Here is a 24,074-nt window from a genome sequence, read left to right on the forward strand (position 1 = left end):
GTGCCGTACCCGGAACATCACTTATCGGGGTGTCGGCCGTCATTCGGCTGTGTTTGTGGAGGTGCCCCGTGCTGGGTCCCGTGATTCTCGCCGCGTCGCGCAGCGACCGGATGCGACGCCTGATCTCGGCGGCTCCGGTGACGAAGCAGGTCGTCGACCGGTTCATCCCAGGTGAGTCCGTCGACGACGTCGTGCCGATCATCGAGGACCTCACCGGCAAGGGTCTGGAGCTGACGATGGACGTCGTCGGCGAGGACATCACCCGCCCCGAACAGGCCGCCGCCGCCCGGGACGCCTACCTGCGGTTCGTCGACCGGATCAAGGACCTGGAGCTCGGCGAGCGCGTCGAGATGTCCGTCAAGCTGTCCATGTTCGGGCAGGCACTGGAGGGCGGCCACGAGCTGGCCCTCGCCAACGTCCGCCCCGTCGTCGAGGCCGCCGCCGCCATCGGTACGACCGTCACGCTCGACGCCGAGGACCACACCACCCTCGACTCGATGTTCGCCATCCACGAGGAGCTGCGCAGGGACTTCCCGCAGACCGGCTGCGTCATCCAGGCCTACCTCTTCCGCACCGAGGCCGACGCCCGCCGCCTCGCCGCGAACGGCAGCCGCGTACGGCTCGTCAAGGGCGCCTACAAGGAGCCCGCCGAGGTCGCCTACCAGCAGAAACACGAGATCGACAAGGCGTACGTCCGTGTCCTGAAGGTTCTGATGGAGGGCGCCGGGTACCCGATGATCGGGTCCCACGACCCGCGTCTGATCTCCGTCGCCCAGGAACTCGCGCGGCGCGCCGGGCGAAAGCTCGACGAGTACGAGTTCCAGATGCTGTACGGCATCAGGAGCGACGAGCACCTGCGGTTGGCCGCCGAGGGCCACCGCATGCGCGTCTACACGGCGTACGGCACCGACTGGTACGGCTATTTCATGCGCCGCCTCGCGGAGAAGCCCGCCAACCTGCGGTTCTTCGCACGAAGCATGATCAGCAAGGGCTGAGCCCGCAACACCCGCTCACATTCAAGGAGTTACGGATCTCATGGACGCTGTGACCCAGGTCCCCACCCCCGTCAACGAGCCGGTGCACGGCTACGCCCCCGGCTCGCCCGAGCGCGCCCGCCTCGAGGTCAAGCTCAAGGAGCTCGCCGAGAACCCGATCGACCTGCCCTGCACCATCGGCGGCGAGAAGCGGCTGGGCGGCGGTGAGCGGTTCGACGTCGTGCAGCCGCACAACCACAAGGCCCGCCTCGGCACCTACGGCAACGCCACCCAGCAGGACGCGCAGGACGCCATCGACGCGGCCCTCGCCGCCGCGCCGGCCTGGCGGGCGATGTCCTTCGACGACCGCGCCGCGATCATCCTGCGCGCCGCCGAGCTGCTGTCCGGCCCGTGGCGCGAGACGCTGGCCGCCTCCACCATGCTCGGCCAGTCCAAGACCGCCCAGCAGGCCGAGATCGACACGCCCTGCGAGCTGATCGACTTCTGGCGCTTCAACGTCAAGTACGCCCGTGACCTGCTCGCCGAGCAGCCCCCGGCGAACTCCCCGGGCGTGTGGAACCGCCTGGACCACCGCCCGCTCGAGGGCTTCGTCTACGCGATCACGCCGTTCAACTTCACGGCCATCGCGGGCAACCTGCCGACCGCCCCGGCCCTCATGGGCAACGTCGTCGTCTGGAAGCCGTCCCCGACCCAGACCCACGCCGCCGTGCTGCTGATGCAGCTGCTGGAGGAGGCCGGGCTGCCCAAGGGCGTCATCAACCTCGTCACCGGCGACGGCATCGAGGTCTCCAAGGTCGCTCTCGAGCACCGCGACCTCGCCGGCATCCACTTCACCGGCTCGACCAAGACCTTCCAGTACCTGTGGAAGACGGTCGGCAACAACATCGAGAAGTACCGCTCCTACCCGCGCATCGTCGGCGAGACCGGCGGCAAGGACTTCGTCGTCGCGCACCCGAGCGCCGACAAGGCGGTGCTGAAGACGGCCCTCACCCGCGGTGCCTTCGAGTACCAGGGCCAGAAGTGCTCGGCGACCTCCCGGGCGTACATCCCGGCGTCGATCTGGAACTCCGGCTTCAAGGAGGAGTTCGCGGCCGAGGTCGACTACCTCACCATGGGTGACGTCACCGACCTGTCCAACTTCATCGGCGCCGTCATCGACGAGCGTGCCTTCGCCAAGAACAAGGCCGCCATCGACCGCGCGAAGTCCGACCCGACCTGCACGATCGTCGCGGGCGGCTCCTACGACGACTCGGTCGGCTACTTCGTCCGCCCGACCGTCGTCGAGTGCACCGACCCGGAGAACGAGGTCTTCACCACCGAGTACTTCGGCCCGTTCCTCGCCGTGCACGTCTACGAGGACGACAAGTACGACGAGATGCTGGAGCAGATGGAGTCGGTGTCCGCGTACGCGCTGACCGGCTCGGTCATCTCCGGTGACCGTGCGGCGGCCGCGTACACGATGGAGAAGCTGCGCTACGCGGCCGGCAACTTCTACATCAACGACAAGTCGACCGGTGCCGTCGTCGGCCAGCAGCCCTTCGGTGGCGGCCGCGCCTCCGGCACCAACGACAAGGCCGGCGCCCCGCAGAACCTGATGCGCTGGACGCTGACCCGCGCCATCAAGGAGACGCTGGTCGCGCCGACCGACTACACGTACCCGCACATGGGCTGACCCCCAGACGCACCTCGAGAAGGCCGGGCCCGTTCAGGACCCGGCCTTCTCGGGCTGCGCGGGAGGGGCTACTCGGCGATCTCCGTGCGCTCCCACCACTCGTACACGGGCAGCCTGCCCTCCGTTGTGTCCGTGTGCCGCGCTGTCGGCCTGAAGTGCTCGTATCCGCCGCGGAGCTTGATCTTCGCGTCCGGGCCGGGGGACGGTGACGGGACGATCCGTTCGGGCAGGTCGTCCGGGCCGCCCTCGAGGAACACTTTCGACGTGTCGTTCATGGGTTCACCGGTTCCCCTCGTCCCGACCCGGTGTCCCGCGCCCCGCACAGGATCAGCCGAGTGGGCGATCCCCTCGATACTGGTCGGATGACCACACCGACAGCCGCCGTCACCCCGCGCACCGCCCACACCGCCGACCTCACCTCCGCCGAACTGCGCGCGATCCGCGCCCTGTTGGACGACGCCTTCGACGGCGACTTCTCCGACGAGGACTTCGAGCACGGGCTCGGCGGTATGCACGCCCTGGTCCACGACGAGGCCGGTCGGCTCGTCGCGCACGGTTCGGTGATCATGCGGCGGGTGCGGCACCGGAACCGGTGGCTGCGGGTCGGGTACGTCGAGGCGGTGGGCGTACGGCCCGACGCGCGTCGGACGGGGCTCGGCGGCCGGGTGATGGCGGAGCTGGAGCGGGTGATCGACCGGGCGTACGACGCGGGGATGCTGTCCGCGAGCGACGCGGGGGCCGCCCTGTACGCCGCCCGTGGCTGGGAGGTGTGGGGCGGGCGGGTCTGCGCGCTGGGGCCGGAGGGCGTCGTGCGCCTGCCGGACGAGGAGGGAAGCACGTTCGTGCGGCCTGCCCTCGCCGGTCCGCTCGACCCGGCGTTCGAGCTGATCTTCGACTGGCGTGACGGGGACGTGCTCTGACTGGGGTGGAGGTAAAAGCGCAGGTCAGTGGGGTGTGACCCAGTCCACCGTCTCAGATAGTAGGAAGTCCGAGTAATTGTGGAGACAGACGCGCCGTCCTCCCTTAGTTTTGTAGAAGCCGAACGTCTCGCTCGATCAAGCGAATGGCGGTCGTGAGCCGGGCCCTTTGCAGGCAACCCCTGCGGCACCGCTCCCCGCCCCACCCGGCGTCTCGTAACCCCTGTCTGCACTCCCGGATTGTCGAAGGAGTCGATTTCCCATGGCCGAGACGACCGCCCGCCGTCGAGTCCGTCACCTCTCCCGCACGAGCGAGTCCGACCGTAAGAACGCCGCCGCCGCCCTCCAGCGCGCCCTCGACCGCAGGGACAACGGCGGAGCCACCGGCCACCAGGCGGCCTGACGCCACAGCCGCGCGTCGGCGCGGACGCACACGAGCGACGCACACAAGCCGGGAGCCGCACCCGCAAGAGGTGCGGCGCGGACACACGCGCCGCGCCGCACCTCGGGTTCGCTCAGCCGCCGCGCCGCACCTCGAAGTGGTCGACGCGCTCCCCGCTCGGTGTCAGCGCCGACACCTTCAGCCGCGGCTTCGTGCCGCTCTCCGCCTCCACCGCGAGGAACGAGAAGCCCCGGTAGCGCACCCGCGACCACTGCACGCTCTCCGCCTTGGCGTCCCGTGACTTGGTCCACTTGAAGGAGTCGACCGACTCCCGCTCGGTGACATGGCCCTCGTAACTCTCCTCGACGCCCTTCGGGAAGCCGTACAGGTCCTTGCCGCCGCCGCCCGCCGTGACGTACACGATCCCGTCCCGGGTCGGGTCCGTCGTCGCGCCGATCGGCACCGGGCTGCCGACCTCGCCGTTCAGGATCGCGTCGGTCCGCTCGTACACGTGGTTGTGCCCGTTGATCACCAGGTCGACCTGGTGCTTGGCGAAGAGCGGCACCCACTCGGCGCGGATTCCCCCGTCGGATGCGTGCGTCGACGTCGAGTAGGCGCAGTGGTGGAAGTAGACGACGACGAAGTCGACCGAGCGGTCGGCGCGCAGCTCGCCGAGCTTGCGGTCCAGCCACTTCGTCTGCCTCCCCTCCGTGTAGCCGAAGTTGGCGGGGATCTCGTACGACACGTCGTTCGCGTCCAGCGCGACCACGCCGACGTTGCCGTACGTGAACGCGTACACCCCCGGCGCCGTACGCGGGTCGAAGCCGCTGTCCGGGAGGGAGAAACGGGCGAGTTGGCCGCCGTAGCCGTCCGGCGAGTACCAGGCCTCCATGTCGTGGTTGCCGGTCGTCACCATCCACGGCACCGACTTCGCCACCGACTCCGTCTGCTTGAGGAACACGTCCCACATGCCCGCCTGGAACGCGTCCGAGTCCTTGCCCTTGCCCGTCGGGTTCGCGTAGCAGATGTCCCCGGCGTGCAGGTGGAAGGCGGGGTTCTGGCGCAGCAGGGCGCGGTCGTTGTCGGCGGCGTGCAGGCCGACGCCCTGGTCGCCGAACGCGGTGAACACGAACCGCTCGGGCGGGGACGAGGGTGCCGTGCGGAAGGAGGCGATCGTGGGCCGGTGGGCAGGGGACGCCGGGTCGAAGCCGTCGTGTCCGACGCCGTAGTAGTACGTGGTGCCGGGGCGCAGGCCGTCCAGGGCCGCGTGCAGGTAGTACTGCTCGACCGCCGCGCTCACACCCGCCACCTCCGGGGTCTTCAGGTCGCGCAGCTCCGCCTCGATCCGCCGGTCCAGGTCGTCGGGGCGCAGCCCGATCCGGACGTACGGCCTGCGCACCGCGGCCGGCACCTGCCACGAGATCCGCATCTGCGTCTTCGGGTCGGCGCCGAAGGCGAGATGGCGGCCGAACGGGGCGGCGACGGAGCCGGGCACCTTCGTGGTGGCGGAGGCGGGGGGCGAGGCAAGGGCAGAGGCAGGGGGTCTCGAGGCGGTCGTCCCCGATGTCGAACATCCCGTCAGCAGGCCGCCCGCCAGCGCTCCGCCCGCCACCGCTCCGGCCGTCACCAATGTGCGGCGCCGCAACAGCTTGGTACGCAGGTACTCGTGCTGTTCGGCCATGCTCATCCGGCGCGCGAGCTGTGGTGGGATGCCGAAGTCGGGAAGGTCCATGGCGGTGAAGTTCCCAGCGAACGCCAACACCTGCCCTACATACGGGTGAACGCCAGCCGAAGGGCTGACGCCCGGCCACACGCGGCTGTCCGTATGGCGGACATGCCGTGTCATCCCATGGGACGGGGAGTAGGGTGCCGACATGTCTCGCAGCCTCAATCTCGCAGTGATTCCCGGTGACGGCATCGGCCAGGAGGTCGTGGCCGAAGGTCTGAAGGTGCTCTCCGCCGTCCTTCCGCAGGATGTGAAGCTGGAGACCAAGGAGTACGACTTCGGCGCCAAGCGCTACCACGCCACCGGTGAGACCCTCACCGACGCCGATGTCGAGGCGCTCAAGAAGCACGACGCCATCCTGCTCGGCGCGATCGGCGACCCCTCGGTCCCGTCCGGCGTCCTGGAGCGCGGCTTCCTGCTCAAGCTCCGCTTCCTCTTCGACCACCACGTCAACCTGCGTCCGTCGAAGCTCCTCCCGGGTGTCGCCACCCCGCTCGCCGGCCAGCCCGAGATCGACTTCATCGTCGTCCGTGAGGGCACCGAGGGCCCGTACACCGGCAACGGCGGCACCATCCGCAAGGGCACCCCGCACGAGGTCGCCACCGAGGTCTCCGTGAACACGGCCTTCGGTGTCGAGCGCGTCGTCCGTGACGCCTTCGCCCGCGCGCAGGCCCGCCCGCGCAAGAAGCTGGCGCTGATCCACAAGAACAACGTGCTGGCCTTCGCCGGTCACCTGTGGACGAACATCTTCAACCAGGTGGCCGAGGAGTTCCCCGAGGTCACCACCGAGTACATGCACGTCGATGCGGCGACCATCTACCTGGTCACCCAGCCCGAGCGCTTCGACGTGATCGTCACCGACAACCTCTTCGGCGACATCATCACCGACCTCGCCGCGGCCGTCTCCGGCGGCATCGGCGTCGCGGCCTCCGGCAACATCAACCCGTCCGGCGAGTTCCCCTCGATGTTCGAGCCGGTCCACGGTTCCGCGCCCGACATCGCCGGCCAGGGCAAGGCCGACCCCACCGCCACGGTCCTGTCCGTCGCCCTGCTCCTGCGCCACCTCGGCTACGACGCCGAGGCCGCCCGCATCGACGAGGCGGTCTCCACCGACCTCGCGGAGCGTACCGGCAAGCCCGCCCGCTCCACGTCGGAGATCGGCGACGCGCTGGCCGTACGAGTAGCCGGCTGACGCCCGTCGCGCCACTCGAACAACTTTCGAAGCCGTCGGGTCACTTCGCACCCGGCGGCTTCCCCATGTCCGCCGCCGGGTGACACCATCAACCCCTGGATCGCGATTTCACGCCGATCACGCCGAACAGGCCGATTTCTTCCACGGCACCCGCTTGCGATAATCGAACGCGGAGCCGCGGTACGAAGGAATGCTCGGACGTCCTAGCACTGGCCACAGGCAGTACTGGCGTGATCGCGGCCCGCCACAACGAAACCGGTGAAGGACATCTACTCATGACGACGCCCACGATCGAGCTCAAGCCGTCCGCCAGCCCGCTCGCCACCGCCGACCGCGAGGCGATACTGGCCAACCCCGGGTTCGGCCGCCACTTCACCGACCACATGGTGACGATCAAGTGGACCGAAGGCCGCGGCTGGCACGACGGCCAGCTCGTGCCGTACGCGCCGATCTCCCTCGACCCGGCCACCATGGTCCTGCACTACGCGCAGGAGATCTTCGAGGGCCTGAAGGCCTACCGCCGGCCCGACGGGTCCGTCGCCACCTTCCGCCCCGAGAAGAACGCCCAGCGCTTCCAGTCCTCCGCCCGCCGGCTCGGCATGCCGGAGCTGCCGGTCGAGACCTTCATCGAGGCGTGCGACGTGCTGGTGAGCCAGGACCAGGCCTGGGTCCCGGCGCACGGTGGCGAGGAGTCCCTCTACCTGCGTCCGTTCATGTTCGCGACGGAGGTCGGCCTGGGCGTGAAGCCCGCGAGCGAGTACCTGTTCATCGTCATCGCCTCCCCGGCCGGCGCGTACTTCCCCGGTGGCGTGAAGCCGGTGTCGATCTGGGTCTCCGAGGACCACGTCCGCGCCGTGCCGGGCGGCATGGGCGACGCGAAGACGGGCGGCAACTACGCCGCCTCCCTGCTGGCCCAGGCCGAGGCCGCCGCCGAGGGCTGCGCCCAGGTCTGCTACCTCGACGCGGTCGAGCGCAAGTGGGTCGAGGAACTCGGCGGCATGAACCTGTACTTCGTGTACGGAGACAAGATCATCACCCCGTCCCTCACCGGCTCCATCCTCGAGGGAGTCACCCGTGACTCCCTCCTCACGGTCGCCCGTGACCTCGGCTACGAGGCCGAGGAGGGCCGCATCTCCGTCGACCAGTGGCAGCGCGATTCGGAGAACGGCACCCTCACCGAGGTCTTCGCCTGCGGTACGGCGGCGGTCATCACGCCGGTCGGCACCGTGAAGCGCACGGGTGCGCAGTGGCAGCAGAGCGGTGGCGAGCCCGGCGAGGTCACGCTGAAGCTGCGTGAGGCTCTCCTCGACATCCAGCGGGGCAAGTCCGAGGACAAGCACGGCTGGATGCACAAGCTCGGCTAACTCTCGGCCTTGACCGTCAGGGCCGCTGTGGACTCGGAGTCCGTGGCGGCCCTTTCGGCTGCCGGGGCGGCGTCACCGAACGTCAGCAGTGCGTACGCGAGGCCTCCGATCAGCCCCGACAGCAGGAAGCTGCAGTCCACCCCGCCCGTCAGCCCCAGCAGCGGCCCCTCGTAGGAGGGGAGTGAGACGGCCAGCAGGCCGACCGTCGCGCCCAGTGCCCAGGACACGGTGGCCGGGATGTTCCAGCCGGCCCGGTACCAGTAGATCCCGCCCCGCGCCCGGCGGTTGAAGACCTGGAGGGCCTCGGCGTCGTACACGCCACGGCACCGCGCGAAGCCGATCAGGGTGATGACCGCCCATGGGGTACCGATCGCCGTGAGCAGCAGGACGAACGACGTCATCGCGTCCTGTGCCGTCGAGGCGTAGTGGCCGATGAAGACGCAGGCCGTGGCGACGACCGCGACCGCGTAGGTCGCCCGGGCGCGGGAGGCGCGCGGCAGGATGGCGTCCAGGTCGAGGCCCATGGAGTAGAGCATCAGGCCCGCGTTGCCGACCGAGCCGGCGGAGGCCGCCAGCAGGAGCGGGATCAGGTACCAGGTGGGGGAGGCGTCGACCAGGGGCCCCGCGTAGTCGAGGGCCGCTCGCGCCGCGTACGCCGTGAACGTGCCGAACAGCTGCGGGACCAGCAGCCCCAGGAGCAGGCCGAGCCATGTCGCGTGCAGCACCCGGCGTGCGGAGTGGCGGGCCGGGGAGATGTAGCGGGTGTAGTCGCCGAGCAGCGTGATGAAGGCGATCGGGCCGGACAGACCCGCCGCCACCATCGCCAGCAGCCACGTCGGCCAGAAGCCGCCCAGCAGATAGCCGCCGGACTCGGGCAGCGCGTCCGTCGTGAAGTGCGGGGCGTAGGCGATCACGCCGACGGCCAGCAGGGCCGTCATGCCGACCGCGAGGACGCGGGACATGGCGAGCAGCACTCGGTAGCCGTACACCGCGCCCGCGACGGTCGCCGCAGCCAGCAGTCCGTACACCACGCCGTACGACACCCCGCTCGCCGGCAGCCCGACGAGCCGGCCCAGCACGCCCACCATCACATCGCCGCCGATCCACACGGTCAGGGCCGTGTAGCCGAGGGCGAGCAGGAGCCCGACCACCGAGCCGACCAGGCGGCCGCGCACGCCGAACTGGGCGCCGGAGGACGTGGACAGGTTCGTCGCCGTGCGCAGGGAGATCAGGGCCAGCGGTGCGGTGAGGGCCGTGCCGACCAGGGTGCCCACCACGATCGAGCTGACCGACGCCCACCAGTCCAGGCCGAACGACGGGGGCAGCCAGCCGAAGACGATCACCCCCAGGCAGAGGTTCGAGCCCAGCAGGATCGAGACGAGGTCCCGTGGGCCGCTGGTGCGTTCCTCGTCGGGGATGGTGTCGACTCCGCGCTGTTCCATCGGCATGGCTGATCTCCCTCGGTTTGAGTGTCGTTCAATCTGAGAGGTGCTAGCCCTTGGCGTCAACCCTTTGACTTCTACAATCTGGTGTTTAGAGTGATGCTCTAAATCTGGGAAAGGCAAGGAGGTGCCGGGTCGTGAGACTGACTCCCACGGAGCGTGACCGGCTGCTGCTGTTTTCAGCCGCGGAGCTGGCCCGGGCCCGGCGCGCCCGCGGTCTGCCGCTCAATGTGCCGGAGGCGACCGCGCTGATCGCGGACACCGTGTGCGAGGCCGCCCGCGACGGCGCCCGGCTGGCTGAGGCCGTCGAGCGCGCCCAATCGGTGCTCGGCCCGCACGACGTGCTGCCGGGTGTCGCGGACGTCGTCACCGAGGTGCATGTCGAGGCGGTTTTCGACGACGGTTCGCGGCTCGCGGTCGTCAGCGATCCGATCGGCGGGAGCCTCGGCGATCGGGCCCCGGGCGCGCTGCTGCCGGGCCCCGGGCACGCCGAGCCCGAGGCGGCCGTCCGCCTGACGGTCACCAACACCGCCACGGTGCCGGTCTCCGTCACCTCCCACTTCCACTTCTTCGAGGCCAACCCGCGCCTCGACTTCGTACGGGAGAAGGCCTACGGGATGCGGCTCGCCGTACCGGCCGGGTCCTCCGTGCGCTTCGGGCCGGGCGAGAGCGTCGAGGTCGGGCTCGTGCCCATCGGGGGCGACCGGATCGCGATCGGGTTCGCGGGCCTGGTCGACGGGGCGCTGGACGCGCCGGGGGTGAAGGAAGAGGCCCTGCGCAGGGCCGCCGCCTGCGGATATCTGGGAGCCGCAGCTCAAGGGGGCGAGTTTCAGGGAGCAGATCGATGAAATCGATGAGTCCGTACGAGTACGCCGCCACCCACGGCCCCCGCGCCGGGGACCGGATCCGCCTCGGCGACTCCGGGCTGACGATCCGGGTCGAGGCCGACTCGCAGCGCTACGGCGACGAGTTCCTCGCCGGGTTCGGCAAGACCGCCCGCGACGGACTGCACCTCAAGGCCGCCGCCGTGCGGGAGACCTGTGACGTCGTCATCAGCAATGTGGTGGTGATCGACGCGGCGCTGGGGATCCGGAAGGTCTCCATCGGGATCAGGCAGGGGCGGATCTGCTCGATCGGGCGGGCCGGGAACCCCGACACCCTCGACGGGGTCGATGTCGTGGTCGGGACCGGTACGTCGATCGTGTCCGGCGAGGGGCTCATCGCCACCGCCGGTGCCGTCGACACCCATGTGCACCTGCTGTCGCCGCGCATCATGGAGGCCTCGCTCGCCTCCGGGGTGACCACGATCATCGGGCAGGAGTTCGGGCCGGTGTGGGGCGTCGGGGTCAACTCGCCGTGGGCGCTGCGGCACGCGTTCAACGCCTTCGACGCCTGGCCGGTCAACATCGGTTTCCTGGGCCGGGGTTCCTCCTCCCATGAGGCCCCGCTGGTCGAGGCCCTCGCCGAGGGCGGCGCCTCCGGCTTCAAGGTGCACGAGGACATGGGCGCCCATACTCGGGCCCTGGACACGGCGCTGCGCGTGGCCGAGGAGCACGACGTCCAGGTCGCCCTGCACAGCGACGGGTTGAACGAATGCCTGTCGGTCGAGGACACCCTCCGCGTCCTGGCGGGCCGCACCATCCACGCCTTCCACATCGAGGGCTGTGGCGGCGGACACGTCCCGAACGTGCTGAAGATGGCCGGTGTCCCGAACGTCATCGGTTCCTCCACCAACCCCACCCTGCCCTTCGGCCGGGACGCGGTCGCCGAGCACTACGGCATGATCGTCTCCGTCCACGACCTCAAGACCGACCTGCCCGGCGACGCCGCCATGGCCCGCGACCGCATCCGCGCCGGGACGATGGGCGCCGAGGATGTGCTGCACGACCTGGGCGCGATCGGCATCACCTCGTCGGACGCGCAGGGCATGGGACGGGCCGGCGAGACCGTGCGCCGTACGTTCGCCATGGCCGGGAAGATGAGGGCCGAGTTCGGCGCCCCGGACACAGGGCACGACAACGAGCGCGTCCTGCGCTACATGGCCAAGCTGACCATCAACCCGGCCATCGCGCACGGACTTTCACACGAGGTCGGCTCGATCGAGGTCGGCAAGCTCGCCGACATCGTGCTGTGGCGGCCGGAGTACTTCGGCGCCAAGCCGCAGCTGGTGCTGAAGTCCGGCTTCCCGGCGTACGGCGTGGTCGGCGACCCGAACGCCGCCACCGACACCTGCGAACCCCTCGTCCTCGGGCCGCAGTTCGGGGCGTACGGCGCCACCCCCGCCGACATCTCGGTCGCCTTCGTCGCCCAGGCCGCCGTCGACCAGGGAGGCGACGCCATGCCCACCCGGCGCCGCCGCGTCGCCGTGCGCGGCACGCGCGGCATCGGACCGGCCGACCTGCGCCTCAACTCCCGTACCGGAGCCGTCGACGTCGACCAGCGCACCGGTCTGGTCACCCTCGACGGGGAGCCGCTGCGCTCCGAGCCGGCCGAGTCCGTCTCCCTCAACCGCCTGTACTTCCTTTAAATGTCACAGCTTCAAATGTCACAGCCTGTGAGGATCACTCATGTCCGCAGCCGCCGACGGCTTCCGCATGCCCGCCGAATGGACCCCGCACGAGCGCACCTGGATGGCATGGCCGGGCCCGAACCCGACCTTCGACGATCCCGAAGACCTCGCCGCCTCCCGTGCCGCCTGGGCGTCGGTCGCCCGGGCCGTCCGCCGCTTCGAGCCGGTGACGATGGTGTGCGGGCCGGGGCAGGCCAGGGCGGCCGCCGCGCTCCTGGGCCCGGACATCGACACCGTCGAGCGGGATCTGGACGACGCGTGGATGCGTGACATCGGGCCGACCTTCCTGACCAACGGGAAGGGGGAACTCGCCGCCGTGGACTGGACGTTCAACGGCTGGGGCGCGCAGGACTGGGCCCGCTGGGAACACGACGCGAAGATCGCCGCGTACGTCTCCGACCTCGCCGGGTCGGCGAAGATGTACGCCTCGAAACTCGTGAACGAAGGCGGTGCGATCCATGTCGACGGCGAGGGCACCGTCCTGCTCACTCAGACGGTCCAGCTCGGCCCGGAGCGGAACCCGCACTGGACCCGCGAGCAGGTCGAGGCCGAGATCCACGCGATGCTCGGCACCCGCAAGGCGATCTGGCTGCCGCGCGGCCTCACCGGCGACTACCCGCCGTACGGCTTCGGCACCCTCGGCCATGTCGACATCGTGGCCGCCTTCGCCCGCCCCGGTGTGGTCGTGGCCCATGTGCAGCCGGACCCGGCGCACCCCGACCACGAGGTGACGAAGGAGGTCGTCGGGCTGCTGAAGTCGCAGACCGATGCGCGCGGCCGCAGTCTGGAGGTCGTCGAGGTGCCCGCCCCGACCGTCCTGGAGGCGGACGGGCACTGGGTGGACTACTCCTACATCAACCACTACCTCTGCAACGGCGGCGTGGTCCTGTGCGCCTTCGACGACCCGCGCGACGAGCTCGCGGCCGGCATCTTCCGCCGGCTGTTCCCGGAGCGGACGGTGACGCTCGTGGACGCGCGGACGATCTTCGCGGGCGGCGGTGGCATCCACTGCATCACTCAGCAGCAGCCGAGGGCCGTGGTCAGGTAGAACGTACGGGTGAACGTACTGCTCTGCGCCACCTGTGGAACACGGCTGACCGAGCCGGTCCGGCAGCTCGACGAGCCGCCCGAGTACCCCGGCTGGGACGGTCTCCCGGGCCCGGACGGCCGGCGGCACGGCCCGGCGAGTGTCCCGCGCGGGACGTACGTCGTCGACCCGCTGCCGTTCGGGTGGCCGTTCGAGCCGGTCGGCCCCGACGAGGAGTACGACGGGGTCGTGCCCGGCGGCATGTGGATGTCCGACGAGCGGGGCTTCCTGGTCTCCGCCGGGCCGCGCGGCACCTACGTCCTGCACCCGGACGACGTCCTGGCCATCACCCCGCACCCCGAGTCGCAGCGCCTCATCGGCTGCTGCGGTCCGGACGGCCGGGCCGGGGTCAATCACCTCTGTGGCTGCGGGGCGGAGGTGGCGATCGTCGCCGCCGACTGCACGAGCCGCTACGAGACACGGCTCGTCCCGGACGCCGTGCGGGTGGAGGCCGGCGCGTGACCCCCGCCCGCCGCCGGACCCCCGCGCCGCCCCGTGAGGACGTCCTCGTCGCCGCCATGGAGATGATCGCCGAGCGCGGTCTGGAGAAGCTCACCATGGCGGCGCTCGGCCGTGCGGTCGGGATGAGCAGCGGCCATCTCCTCTACTACTTCCACTCCAAGGACGAGCTGCTGCTCCAGACCCTGGAGTGGAGCGAGGGCCGACTGGGCGCCGAGCGCGGCCGGCTGCTGACGCGGGCGTCCGCGACGGTCCGGGAGCGGCTCGACGCGTACGTCGACCTGTACGTACCCGACGGCCACCGCGATCCGCACTGGACGCTGTGGCTGGAGGTCTGGAACCGCTCGCAGAACGCCGACGACGGTGCCCGCGACCGGCAGGCCGCGATCGAGGGCGCCTGGCACCGCGATCTGGTCGCGCTGCTGGCGGAGGGCGTGTCGAGAGGCGAGTTCCGGCCGGTCGACCCGGACCGTTTCGCCGCCCGGCTGCGGGCGCTGCTCGACGGGTTCTCCATCCATGTGGCGATCGGGCTGCGGGGGACGGACCGGGCGCAAGTTCTGCGCCACGTACGGGAGTTCCTGGACGACAATCTCCTCGCGGACGCGTAAGCGCACGTCCTGGTTGTACGCAATTTTGCGGATTGACCCTGTAGCTCGTGGTGCGTTTGCCTCGTAAGGAGCCCTCGGCGCGGGGCCGGGGGAGAAGCGTCCACGGGGACTTCAGGGGGGAACATGTCCAGAGCCGCAGGTGTGTCGGGCGCGTGCTTTGGGGCGGCGCTGTTGCTCGCGCTCACCGCAACGACCGCGTCCGGCGTGCCGCACGCCCCCCGGGTGGAGAGGCTGAGCACCGCCACCGACGGCACCCAGCTGCCCGTCGCCTCGTCCGGCGCCACGGTCAGCGCCGACGGCCGCTACACCGCCTTCACCTCCGCCGACCCCACGGGCGGCTACAACTCCCGCGTGTACGTCAAGGACCTGCGCACCGGCACGCTGACCCAGGTGCCCGAGGACCTCCAGTACACCGGGGGCGCGATGACCAGCGCCGACGGCCGCCGCGTCGCGTACACCAACGGCAACCGCTACGGGAAGCCGTACGTCTACGACCGTGTGACCGGCGAGACCGTGCAGCTGTGGCCCGCCCAGCCGCCCTACGGGTTCTACGAGTTGGGCCACGCCGAGGCGATCAGCGCCGACGGCCGGCAGGTGGCGTACAGCATCGGCAGCCGGCACGGGTTGCAGGCCCTGTACGTCCGCGATCTGGTCACCGGCATCGACGAGCAGATCGCGCTCCCCGCCGACGGGCAGATCTGGGAGGCCGCGATCGGCAGGCACGGCCGCACGGTGGCGTACGCCGTGTTCGCACGCACCGCGCAGGGCGTGACCCACCGTGTCTACGTCAAGGACCGCGACTCGGGCGAGACCCGGCTCCTCGCCGACGGCCCCGCCCTCAGCGCACCCAGCCTCCTCCCGCTCGTCGTGGACGGCCGCCGGGTGCTGTACAACGCCCGGTCCGCCGACGGCACGCCGCAGCCCTACGTCCACGACCTGCGCACCGCCCGCACCGAGCCGATCGGCACACCCGGGGACACCGCCGCCGCGGCCGACGCCACCGGACGCCATGTCCTGCTGTCCCGGGACGGCGCCCTGACGCTGCTCGACTCACGCACCGGCAGGCAGCGGGCGGTGACCGCGACCGGTACGGCGATGCCGGGCGCGATCACCCGCAACGGCCGTTCCGTCGTCTTCAGTTCCACGGCCGACGACCTGGTCCCGGACGACACCAACGGGGCGTCGGACGTGTTCATCGACCACATCCACTGACCGCCGACCAGCACCACAACACAGCACTACAACGGCACAACAAACAGGGGGAACAGATCTTGTACGCCAGCACACGCACCGCGCTCGCAACCGCCCTCGTCGCCGCCACGGTGGCCCTGACAGGAACGTCGGCGAGCGCCGCGCCCCGAGTCCCGTCCACCGAACGGATCACCGTGTCCGGCACGGGCGAACAGGGCACGAGCTCTTCCGCAGGGCCGTACCTCAGCGCGAACGGCCGCTACGCCGCGTTCTCGTCCGACGCGCCGAACCTCGTGCCCGGCGACACCAACGGCGTGGCGGACAGCTTCGTACGCGACCTGCGCACAGGCCGGGTGGAGCGCGTCAGCCTCACGTCCGACGGCACCCAGGTCGACGGCGGCACCACGCCCATGGCCATCAGCGCCAACGGGCGGTACGTGGTGCTCGTCTCGACCGCCGACAACCTCACCGACTGGCCGGAGCCGAAGGAGTACTGGGCCCAGGACGTCTACGTCCACGACCGCGTCACCCACCGCACCGAGCGGGTCAGCACGACACCCACCGGCGCCTCCGCCTACGCGCACGGCGTCGCGGCGATCTCCGACGACGGCCGGTACGTCGCCTTCAACGCCCGCCCGAAGCAGATGGAGAGCGGCCAGACGATCATCTACCCCGCCGTGTACGTCACCGACCGCCGCACCGGCACCGTCGAGCGGATCACCAACCGCGACCACCTGGACTGGGGCTCGTACCACCTGGACCTGAGCGCGGACGGCCGGTACGTGGTCTACGAGCAGTTCGGCCCGCGGGGCGGGGGCGGCGTGATGATGGTGCACGACCGCCGCACCGGCACCGAGGAACAGGTCGACGTCACCCCGCAGGGCACGCCCGCCCAGCGCAACGGCCTGGACCCCTCGATCTCGGCGGACGGCCGCTACGTCGCCTTCACCTACCGGGGCGACGACCTGGTCCCGAGCGGCGCCGCGGTCAACACCGACACCTATGTGCGCGACCTGCGGACCGACACCACCCGCGGCATCACCCACGACGGCACGGGCGGCCCCGCGGTCATCTCCGGCGCCGAGATCAGCCGCAACGGCCGTTACGTCGCTTACGGATTCAGGGCCTCGCAGGGCCAGGACAACATGTACGTACGGGATCTGCGCACCGGCACCTCCAGCCTCGCCAGTGAGGCGGTCACCGGCGGCCCCGTCACCGACGACAACGTCTACGCCACCTCCTTCGGCGGCGGCGACAAGCTCCTCGGCCTCGGATCCACCTCCGCCCAACTGGTCACCGGCGACACCAACGGCGTGAGCGACGGCTTCCTGCGCCGCCTGCGGTGATCAGCACAGTGCTCGCATCCTGAGACGGACGGTGAGCACGGGGGCGACTTGTGCCAGACTGCCCCCGTGCTCTCGTTCGCCATGATTATTGGCAGCAGGCGCGCCGGTCCGCAGTGACCACCGCGTACGACCAGGTACGGGTGGACACCGTCGTCCTCGACCCGCGCGCAGACCTCTCGCACCCGCGAGAGGTTTTTCTGTTTCCCGGCCCACCCGCAGCCGGGCGGAGAGCGTGAGGGACCATAGGTGGGGGCGGTGGAACCGGTCATTCCGGTAGACCGAGATCCAACACAGGAGCCTTACGACCATGACGGTAACCAGCGAGCTCGACGACTCGTTCCACGTCTTCGACACCACCCTGCGCGACGGCGCCCAGCGGGAGGGCATCAACCTCACCGTCGCCGACAAGCTGGCCATCGCACGGCACCTGGACGACTTCGGCGTGGGCTTCATCGAGGGCGGCTGGCCCGGTGCCAACCCCCGGGACACCGAGTTCTTCGCGCGCGCCCAGCAGGAGATCGACTTCAAGCACGCCCAGCTGGTCGCCTTCGGCGCGACCCGCCGCGCGGGCGCCAAGGCGAGCGAGGACCCGCAGGTCAAGGCGCTGCTGGAGTCCGGCGCCCCGGTGATCACCCTGGTCGCGAAGTCCCACGACCGGCACGTCGAGCTCGCCCTGCGCACCACGCTGGACGAGAACCTGGAGATGGTCCGCGACACGGTGTCCCACCTGCGCGAGCAGGGCCGCCGCGTCTTCGTCGACTGCGAGCACTTCTTCGACGGCTACCGCGCCAACCCCGAGTACGCGAAATCCGTCGTCCGTACGGCCTCGGAGGCCGGCGCCGACGTCGTCATCCTCTGCGACACCAACGGCGGCATGCTCCCCGCCCAGGTCCAGGCGGTCGTCTCGACGGTCCTCGCCGACACCGGCGCCCGGCTCGGCATCCACGCCCAGGACGACACCGGCTGCGCGGTCGCCAACACCCTCGCCGCGGTCGACGCGGGCGCGACCCACGTCCAGTGCACGGCCAACGGCTACGGCGAGCGGGTCGGCAACGCCAACCTGTTCCCGGTCGTCGCGGCCCTGGAGCTGAAGTACGGCAAGAAGGTCCTCCCCGACGGCCACCTGCGCGAGATGACCCGTATCTCGCACGCCATCGCCGAGGTCGTCAACCTCACCCCGTCCACGCACCAGCCCTACGTCGGCGTCTCCGCCTTCGCGCACAAGGCCGGCCTGCACGCTTCCGCGATCAAGGTCGACCCGGACCTGTACCAGCACATCGACCCCGAGCAGGTCGGCAACACCATGCGGATGCTGGTCTCCGACATGGCGGGCCGCGCCTCCGTCGAGCTCAAGGGCAAGGAGCTCGGCATCGACCTGGGCGGCGACCGTGAGCTGGTCGGCCGGGTGGTCGAGCGGGTCAAGGAGCGGGAGCTCAAGGGCTACACGTACGAGGCGGCGGACGCGAGCTTCGAACTCCTCCTGCGCGCCGAGGTCGAGGGCAAGCCCCTGAAGTACTTCGACGTCGAGTCCTGGCGCGCGATCGTCGAGGACCGCCCCGACGGCAGCCACGCCAACGAGGCCACGGTCAAGCTCTTCGCCAAGGGCGAGCGCATCGTCGCCACGGCGGAGGGCAACGGCCCGGTCAACGCCCTCGACCGCGCGCTCCGGGTCGCCCTGGAGAAGATCTACCCCCAGCTCGCCAAGCTCGACCTCGTCGACTACAAGGTCCGCATCCTGGAGGGTGTGCACGGCACCCAGTCCACCACCCGCGTCCTGATCTCCACGTCCGACGGGGCGGGGGAGTGGTCCACGGTCGGCGTCGCCGAGAACGTCATCGCGGCGTCCTGGCAGGCACTGGAGGACGCGTACACGTACGGGCTGCTGCGGGCCGGGGTGACGCCGGCCGAGTAGGCCGAACGGACCTCGCCGCCGCCCCCGGGCCTGTCGTCCACGGCACAGTGGAGCCATGGACGACACGGACACGGACACGGACGACAGGAACCTGTTGGCCCGGGGCGGTGTGGCGACCCGCCTGCCCGCCCAGGACCTGGAGCGGGCGCGGCGTTTCTACGCCGAGAAGCTCGGCCTGGAGCCCGTCGACGAGCGGCCGGGCGGGCTGCTGTACCGGTGCGGGAATACGGAGTTCGCCGTGTACCGGTCCACGGGAGCCTCCCCCGGCACCTTCACCCAGATGGGCTGGCAGGTCGAGGACGTCGAAGCGGTCGTGGCGGAACTCAGGCGGCGCGGCGTGGAGTTCGAGGAGGTCGACGTCCCCGGCTTCCACACCACGAACGGCATCGCCGACATCGAGGGCCACTACCCGAGCAAGGGCTTCAGCGGTGAACGCGCCGCCTGGTTCCACGACAGCGAGGGCAACCTGCTGGGCATCGGCCAGCCGTACGCCTGAGGCGCACCGGCCGGCCGGCTGACAACTCGGCGCACGCCCGCGCGTTCACTTGCTGAAGGAGCAACACCACTGATCCGGCCGGGAGTTGAGTGCACTCCTGTCCTGACGTGAAGTCTTGACGCCAATCGACACCGCCAGTTAACTCACGGCGTGAGCTAAGTCATATGTTGACGTCTGAGAGTCGAGGGACGTTCCATGCGAAGAACCGCCCTGCTCGTCTCCGCCGCACTCCTCACCGCCCTGCTCCCGCTCACGGCCGCCGCCCCCGCATCCGGCGCCGACGACCCCGTCCCGGTCCCCGTCGACCGCTTCGAGGGCGAGGTGCCCTTCGCGAGCCCGCCCGCCGAGGGCGTCTTCACCTGGGGCAGCGACAACGACGACCCGCCCGCCCTGCAGCTGACCGCCCGCGACGATGCACCCGAGGGCGAAAAGGTCCTGGCCGGCACGTACGACATCAGCGGCTACGGCGGCTTCACCCACGGCTTCGCCTTCGCCGAGCCGGCCCACGACTGGTCCGCCCACAAGGGCATCCGCCTGTGGTGGGACGGCCAGAACAACGGCAAGAAGATCGCCTTCGAGCTCCGGGACGGGGGCGCCAACGGCGAGGCCTCCGAGCTGTGGACGACCTCCTTCACCGACGACTTCACCGGCTGGAAACAGATCGAGCTGCCGTTCACCGACTTCACCTATCGCACCGACTACCAGCCCGTCGGCGGCATCGACCACATCCTCGGCCTCACCGAGACCTGGGGCTACGCCGTCACCCTCCCGGTCGGCATCAAGGCCCGATTCGCCATGGACGGCGTCGAGTTGTACGGCAAGGCCGACCAGTCCCTGAAGGCCTCCGTCCGCACCGACTCCGCCGTTCACCCCACCGACGAGGGCGGTACGGCGACCGCGAAGCTCACCGTCGCCACCACGGGCTCCACGCCCCTCGACGAACCCGTCACCGTCACCTACGAGACCACCGGCGGCACCGCCGACCCCGGCAAGGACTACCGCCCGGTCACCGGAACCGTCACCTTCCCGGCCGGCACGGTCTCCGGCACCACCCGCGAGATCCGCGTCCCCACCCTCAGGGACAGATCCGCCGAGCCCGCCGAGACGATCCCGCTGAAGCTGACGGTCACCGGCGCCAAGGCCCCGACCGAGACCCCGCAGATCGTCATCGACGCGCACGGACTGCCGTATCTCGACGCCAAGTTGCCGGTGCGAAAGCGTGTAGCCGACCTTCTCTCCCGCCTCTCCCTGGCGGAGAAGGCCGGCCAGATGACCCAGGCCGAGCGCGGCGCCCTGACGAACCCGGGTGACGTCGCCGCCTACGACCTCGGCTCGATCCTGTCCGGTGGCGGCTCGACGCCGACGCCCAACACCGCCGAGGCCTGGGCCGAGATGATCGACGGCTTCCAGCTCCGGGCGCAGACGACCCGCTTCCAGATCCCGCTGATCTACGGCGTCGACGCGGTGCACGGCCACAACAACCTGGTCGGCGCGACGATCATGCCGCACAACATCGGACTCGGGGCGTCCCGGAACCCGGGGCTCGCCCACCGGGCCGGCGCGGTGACCGCCGCCGAGACCCGGGCGACCGGCATCCCCTGGGACTTCGCGCCCTGCCTGTGCGTGACGCGGGACGACCGCTGGGGGCGGGCGTACGAGTCCTTCGGTGAGGACCCGGCCCTCGTCGACGCCATGGAGACCGTCATCCAGGGCCTGCAGGGCAGGCCCGACGGACGCGACCTGGACCGGAACGACAAGGTCCTCGCCACCGCCAAGCACTTCGTCGGCGACGGCGGCACCGCGTACGGCTCCTCCACCACCGGCACGTACACCGTCGACCAGGGCGTCACCAAGGTCACCCGGCAGCAGCTGGAGGCCGTGCACCTGGCGCCGTACGAGACGGCCGTCGACCGGGGTGTCGGCACGGTCATGCCGTCGTACTCCTCGCTCGACCTCATCGGCGACGGACAGGGCCCGGTCAAGATGCACGCCCGTGCCGACATGATCAACGGCGTGCTCAAGGGGCGCATGGGCTTCGACGGCTTCGTCATCAGCGACTGGAACGGCATCGACCAGATCCCCGGCGACTACGCCTCCGACATCCGTACGTCGGTGAACGCGGGCCTCGACATGATCATGGCCCCGTACGCCTTCCGGGACTTCCACACCACGCTCGTCCAGGAGGTCCGGGCCGGGCGCGTGAGCGAGAAGCGCGTCGATGACGCCGTGTCCCGCATCCTCACGCAGAAGTTCCGGCTGGGGCTCTTCGAGAAGCCGTACGCCGACACGAGCGGCGCGGCGAAGATCGGGTCCGCCGAACACCGGGCCGTGGCACGGCGGGCGGCGGCCGAGTCGCAGGTGCTGCTGAAGAACACGGACGGGCTCCTGCCCCTGAGGAAGTCGCAGAAGGTGTACGTCGCCGGATCCAACGCCGACGACATCGGCAACCAGAGCGGCGGCTGGACGATCACCTGGCAGGGCGCGTCCGGGGACATCACGCCCGGTACGACGATCCTGGAGGCGATGCGGAAGGACGCGGCGGAGCTGACGTACTCCAAGGACGCCTCGGCCCCGACAGCCGGTCATGACGTCGGTGTGGTCGTCGTCGGTGAGACCCCGTACGCCGAGGGCGTCGGCGACGTCGGCAACGGCCACGACCTCCGGCTGAGCGCCGCCGACCGGACGGCCGTCGACAAGGTGTGCGGCGCGATGAAGTGCGCGGTGCTGATCGTCTCCGGGCGCCCGCAGCTGATCGACGACACGACGCTGGCCGGTATCGACGCGCTGGTCGCCTCGTGGCTGCCGGGCACGGAGGGCGACGGCGTGGCGGACGTCCTGTTCGGCAAGCGGCCCTTCAGCGGGCAGCTGCCCGTCACCTGGCCGAAGAACGAGGCGCAGCTGCCGATCAACGTCGGGGACGCGTCGTACGACCCGAGGTTCCCGTACGGCTGGGGCCTGACCACGCTGACCGAGGTGCCGGGCGGCGGCGCCGCGACGCTGAGGGCGCTCGGCATCGCGGCCACGGCGGCCGAGCGGGCCGGGGCTGCGGAGGCGGGGCGCGCGCTCGTCACCAAGGCCCGGCTGATCGTCCAGCACAGGGCGGCCGGCACGGGGATCACCGCTGCGGTGGCGGGGCCGTTCGCCGAGGCCGACCATCTGCTGCTGACGGGCCGGTACGGGGCGGCGGTGGAGAGGTTGACGGCGGCATACAGAGCGGCCTGAGTTGTACAGGGCATCTCTTCCGGTGGGGCGGGTCCGGGCCGGGAGAGATGCCCGTTCTCGTGCCCCATCGGGTAGCGTCGAAGTATGAGGACTCCGCTGTTCCGGGGCCTCATGCGCGCAGCTGTGGTGCCGGTCGCCGCGACGTTCGCGGTGCTCATGACCGGTGCCCCCGGCGCGCACGCGGCCACGGACCTCTCGAAGGTAGCCGAGGAGCTGCGCGAGGGCCCCGTCTATGTGGACCCCGCCGCCTCGGACCAGCTGTCGTCGGCGGACGCCGAAGCGCTCGCCGACAAGATCAAGGACGCCGACAAGCCGGTCTTCGTCGCCGTCCTCCCGGCCGATCAGCCGACCCAGAACCTCCTCCTGAACCTCCGTACGGAGACCGGCATCACGGGCCTGTACGGCGTCCGCGTCGACGATCGCTTCGACGCGGCGGCCGACTCCTCGGTGCTGTCCGGGCAAGCGGTGAACAACCTGGTCACGTCGGTGCAGAGCGCCGGTGACCCCAAGGCCCAGCTGAACGATTTCGTCGACGGGGCGCTGCAGAACGTGGGCGGCACCGCCCCCGCGAGTTGGAGCGACGGCGGCGACGGCAAGGGCGTGGACGCCGGCGGGCTGATCGCCGTCGGCGTGGTGCTGGCGGCGGGCGGCGCGGGCGCGTACGCGCTGGTGCGGCGCAACCGGCGGCGCCACGAGGACGCACAGCGAGCGGCGCTGGAGAAGCTGCGGGTCGTGGTCGACGAGGACATCACCGCCTTCGGCGAGGAACTGGACCGTCTGGACTTCCACCCGGCCGAGCGCGGCGCCGACGACGCGATGCGCGCGGACTACGAACGTGCCCTGGACTCCTACGACCAGGCGAAGCGACTGATGGACGGGGCCCGCAAACCGGAGGACGTCAAGGCCGTCACCCAGTCCCTGGAGGACGGCCGCTTCTCCCTCACCCAGCTGTCCGCCCGCCGGGAGCACCGCCCCCTTCCGGAACGCCGGCCGCCCTGCTTCTTCGACCCCCGCCACGGCCCGGCGGTGGCCGACGAGACCTGGACACCCCCCGGCGGCACCACCCGCGAGGTCCCGGTCTGCACGGCCGACCGCACCCGCCTCGCCGAAGGCCGCGACCCCGTGATCCGCGAGGTGGACACGGAGTACGGCCGCCGCCCGTACTGGGACGCCGGCCCCGCCTACGGCCCCTGGGCAGGCGGCTACTTCGGCGGCGGCATCCTCCCCGGCCTCCTCATCGGCACGATGCTCGGCAGCATGATGGCCATGCCGGCCTACGCGGCCGACTACGGCGCGGGGTACGGCTACGGCGGCGGCGGTTCCGAGGGCGGCGACGTGTCCGGCGCGGACTTCGACACCGGGGACTTCGGGGGCGGGGGCGACGGTGGGGGAGGCTTCGGCGGAGGGGACTTCGGTGGGGGAGGGTTCGACGGGGGAGGTTTCTAGCCCTGGGCGTGGAACACCACACGGGCCCGGCGTCCGAAGGCGCCGGGC

The 24,074-nt window shown here is 70.6% G+C and carries 20 protein-coding genes; 17 read left to right on the forward strand and 3 right to left on the reverse strand.

Annotated features, from left to right (window positions below; all coding sequences use genetic code 11):
* Positions 1–68: 68 nt before the first annotated feature.
* Positions 69–995 (forward strand): proline dehydrogenase family protein, encoded by a 927-nt coding sequence (locus EHO50_RS34015; RefSeq protein ID WP_128435104.1) that lies wholly within the window; start codon positions 69–71, stop codon positions 993–995.
* 40 nt (positions 996–1,035) lie between these two features.
* Positions 1,036–2,667 (forward strand): L-glutamate gamma-semialdehyde dehydrogenase, encoded by a 1,632-nt coding sequence (gene pruA, locus EHO50_RS34020; RefSeq protein ID WP_128435105.1) that lies wholly within the window; start codon positions 1,036–1,038, stop codon positions 2,665–2,667.
* Positions 2,668–2,735: 68 nt separating this feature from the next.
* On the opposite strand, the gene EHO50_RS34025 is transcribed toward pruA, so the two are convergent.
* Positions 2,736–2,942 carry a DUF5988 family protein gene (locus tag EHO50_RS34025; protein ID WP_128435106.1) on the reverse strand — a complete coding sequence of 69 codons (207 nt, stop codon included), beginning with the start codon at positions 2,940–2,942 and terminating at the stop codon, positions 2,736–2,738.
* Positions 2,943–3,029: 87 nt separating this feature from the next.
* Between EHO50_RS34025 and EHO50_RS34030 the strand changes: the two genes are divergently transcribed.
* Positions 3,030–3,587: a GNAT family N-acetyltransferase gene (locus EHO50_RS34030; RefSeq protein WP_128435107.1), complete on the forward strand. Its 558-nt coding sequence runs from the start codon at positions 3,030–3,032 to the stop codon at positions 3,585–3,587.
* A gap of 259 nt (positions 3,588–3,846) precedes the next feature.
* Entirely contained in the window at positions 3,847–3,987 is a 141-nt protein-coding gene (locus tag EHO50_RS34035; protein ID WP_107083653.1) for a hypothetical protein, read from the forward strand.
* Positions 3,988–4,099: 112 nt separating this feature from the next.
* On the opposite strand, the gene EHO50_RS34040 is transcribed toward EHO50_RS34035, so the two are convergent.
* Positions 4,100–5,698, reverse strand: coding sequence for a purple acid phosphatase family protein (locus EHO50_RS34040; RefSeq protein WP_128435108.1), 1,599 nt, complete (start codon positions 5,696–5,698; stop codon positions 4,100–4,102).
* 142 nt (positions 5,699–5,840) lie between these two features.
* Between EHO50_RS34040 and EHO50_RS34045 the strand changes: the two genes are divergently transcribed.
* A complete protein-coding gene (locus EHO50_RS34045; protein ID WP_128435109.1) occupies positions 5,841–6,884 on the forward strand; it encodes a 3-isopropylmalate dehydrogenase in 1,044 nt (347 codons plus the stop codon).
* Positions 6,885–7,159: 275 nt separating this feature from the next.
* A complete protein-coding gene (locus EHO50_RS34050; protein ID WP_128435110.1) occupies positions 7,160–8,248 on the forward strand; it encodes a branched-chain amino acid aminotransferase in 1,089 nt (362 codons plus the stop codon).
* On the opposite strand, the gene EHO50_RS34055 is transcribed toward EHO50_RS34050, so the two are convergent.
* Positions 8,245–9,696, reverse strand: coding sequence for a cytosine permease (locus EHO50_RS34055; RefSeq protein ID WP_128435111.1), 1,452 nt, complete (start codon positions 9,694–9,696; stop codon positions 8,245–8,247). The two genes, EHO50_RS34050 and EHO50_RS34055, sit on opposite strands and share 4 nt — an antisense overlap.
* A gap of 131 nt (positions 9,697–9,827) precedes the next feature.
* Here EHO50_RS34055 and ureA point away from each other — a divergent pair, with 131 nt between their 5' ends.
* The 11 genes from ureA (at position 9,828) to EHO50_RS34110 (ending at position 24,026) form a co-directional block, all read left to right on the forward strand.
* Positions 9,828–10,538 (forward strand): urease subunit gamma, encoded by a 711-nt coding sequence (ureA, locus tag EHO50_RS34060; RefSeq protein WP_128435112.1) that lies wholly within the window; start codon positions 9,828–9,830, stop codon positions 10,536–10,538.
* A gap of 5 nt (positions 10,539–10,543) precedes the next feature.
* The gene (locus EHO50_RS34065; protein WP_128435324.1) at positions 10,544–12,217 is read left to right on the forward strand and encodes an urease subunit alpha; all 1,674 of its coding nucleotides are present in this window, start codon (positions 10,544–10,546) and stop codon (positions 12,215–12,217) included.
* 40 nt (positions 12,218–12,257) lie between these two features.
* Positions 12,258–13,307, forward strand: coding sequence for an agmatine deiminase family protein (locus EHO50_RS34070; protein ID WP_128435113.1), 1,050 nt, complete (start codon positions 12,258–12,260; stop codon positions 13,305–13,307).
* A gap of 9 nt (positions 13,308–13,316) precedes the next feature.
* Positions 13,317–13,808 carry a hypothetical protein gene (locus EHO50_RS34075; protein ID WP_128435114.1) on the forward strand — a complete coding sequence of 164 codons (492 nt, stop codon included), beginning with the start codon at positions 13,317–13,319 and terminating at the stop codon, positions 13,806–13,808.
* Between the two features lie 56 nt (positions 13,809–13,864).
* Entirely contained in the window at positions 13,865–14,413 is a 549-nt protein-coding gene (locus tag EHO50_RS34080; protein WP_128435325.1) for a TetR/AcrR family transcriptional regulator, read from the forward strand.
* Between the two features lie 123 nt (positions 14,414–14,536).
* On the forward strand, positions 14,537–15,625 hold the full coding sequence (locus EHO50_RS34085) for a TolB-like translocation protein (protein WP_128435115.1): 1,089 nt from the start codon (positions 14,537–14,539) through the stop codon (positions 15,623–15,625).
* Between the two features lie 59 nt (positions 15,626–15,684).
* A complete protein-coding gene (locus tag EHO50_RS44275) occupies positions 15,685–16,950 on the forward strand; it encodes a TolB family protein (RefSeq protein ID WP_164905032.1) in 1,266 nt (421 codons plus the stop codon).
* 307 nt (positions 16,951–17,257) lie between these two features.
* On the forward strand, positions 17,258–18,862 hold the full coding sequence (gene cimA, locus EHO50_RS34095; RefSeq protein ID WP_128435117.1) for a citramalate synthase: 1,605 nt from the start codon (positions 17,258–17,260) through the stop codon (positions 18,860–18,862).
* 55 nt (positions 18,863–18,917) lie between these two features.
* Positions 18,918–19,358 carry a VOC family protein gene (locus EHO50_RS34100; RefSeq protein ID WP_128435118.1) on the forward strand — a complete coding sequence of 147 codons (441 nt, stop codon included), beginning with the start codon at positions 18,918–18,920 and terminating at the stop codon, positions 19,356–19,358.
* A 195-nt stretch (positions 19,359–19,553) separates the two neighbouring features.
* Positions 19,554–22,580, forward strand: coding sequence for a glycoside hydrolase family 3 protein (locus tag EHO50_RS34105; RefSeq protein ID WP_128435119.1), 3,027 nt, complete (start codon positions 19,554–19,556; stop codon positions 22,578–22,580).
* 84 nt (positions 22,581–22,664) lie between these two features.
* Complete coding sequence (locus tag EHO50_RS34110; protein WP_128435120.1) at positions 22,665–24,026, forward strand: hypothetical protein; 1,362 nt, start codon at positions 22,665–22,667, stop codon at positions 24,024–24,026.
* Positions 24,027–24,074 lie beyond the last annotated feature (48 nt).

It is taken from the genome of Streptomyces cyaneus (genome assembly GCF_004028635.1).
Classification (GTDB): Bacteria; Actinomycetota; Actinomycetes; order Streptomycetales; family Streptomycetaceae; genus Streptomyces; species Streptomyces cyaneus.

Coding starts and splice junctions, on each gene's coding strand:
- pruA (WP_128435105.1), top strand. CDS start 1,036: ATGGACGCTGTGACCCAGGTCCCCACCCCCGTCAACGAGCCGGTGCAC.
- EHO50_RS34025 (WP_128435106.1), bottom strand. CDS start 2,942: ATGAACGACACGTCGAAAGTGTTCCTCGAGGGCGGCCCGGACGACCTG.
- EHO50_RS34030 (WP_128435107.1), top strand. CDS start 3,030: ATGACCACACCGACAGCCGCCGTCACCCCGCGCACCGCCCACACCGCC.
- EHO50_RS34035 (WP_107083653.1), top strand. CDS start 3,847: ATGGCCGAGACGACCGCCCGCCGTCGAGTCCGTCACCTCTCCCGCACG.
- EHO50_RS34040 (WP_128435108.1), bottom strand. CDS start 5,698: ATGGACCTTCCCGACTTCGGCATCCCACCACAGCTCGCGCGCCGGATG.
- EHO50_RS34045 (WP_128435109.1), top strand. CDS start 5,841: ATGTCTCGCAGCCTCAATCTCGCAGTGATTCCCGGTGACGGCATCGGC.
- EHO50_RS34050 (WP_128435110.1), top strand. CDS start 7,160: ATGACGACGCCCACGATCGAGCTCAAGCCGTCCGCCAGCCCGCTCGCC.
- EHO50_RS34055 (WP_128435111.1), bottom strand. CDS start 9,696: ATGCCGATGGAACAGCGCGGAGTCGACACCATCCCCGACGAGGAACGC.
- EHO50_RS34065 (WP_128435324.1), top strand. CDS start 10,544: ATGAGTCCGTACGAGTACGCCGCCACCCACGGCCCCCGCGCCGGGGAC.
- EHO50_RS34070 (WP_128435113.1), top strand. CDS start 12,258: ATGTCCGCAGCCGCCGACGGCTTCCGCATGCCCGCCGAATGGACCCCG.
- EHO50_RS34080 (WP_128435325.1), top strand. CDS start 13,865: ATGGAGATGATCGCCGAGCGCGGTCTGGAGAAGCTCACCATGGCGGCG.
- EHO50_RS34085 (WP_128435115.1), top strand. CDS start 14,537: ATGTCCAGAGCCGCAGGTGTGTCGGGCGCGTGCTTTGGGGCGGCGCTG.
- cimA (WP_128435117.1), top strand. CDS start 17,258: ATGACGGTAACCAGCGAGCTCGACGACTCGTTCCACGTCTTCGACACC.
- EHO50_RS34100 (WP_128435118.1), top strand. CDS start 18,918: ATGGACGACACGGACACGGACACGGACGACAGGAACCTGTTGGCCCGG.
- EHO50_RS34105 (WP_128435119.1), top strand. CDS start 19,554: ATGCGAAGAACCGCCCTGCTCGTCTCCGCCGCACTCCTCACCGCCCTG.
- EHO50_RS34110 (WP_128435120.1), top strand. CDS start 22,665: ATGAGGACTCCGCTGTTCCGGGGCCTCATGCGCGCAGCTGTGGTGCCG.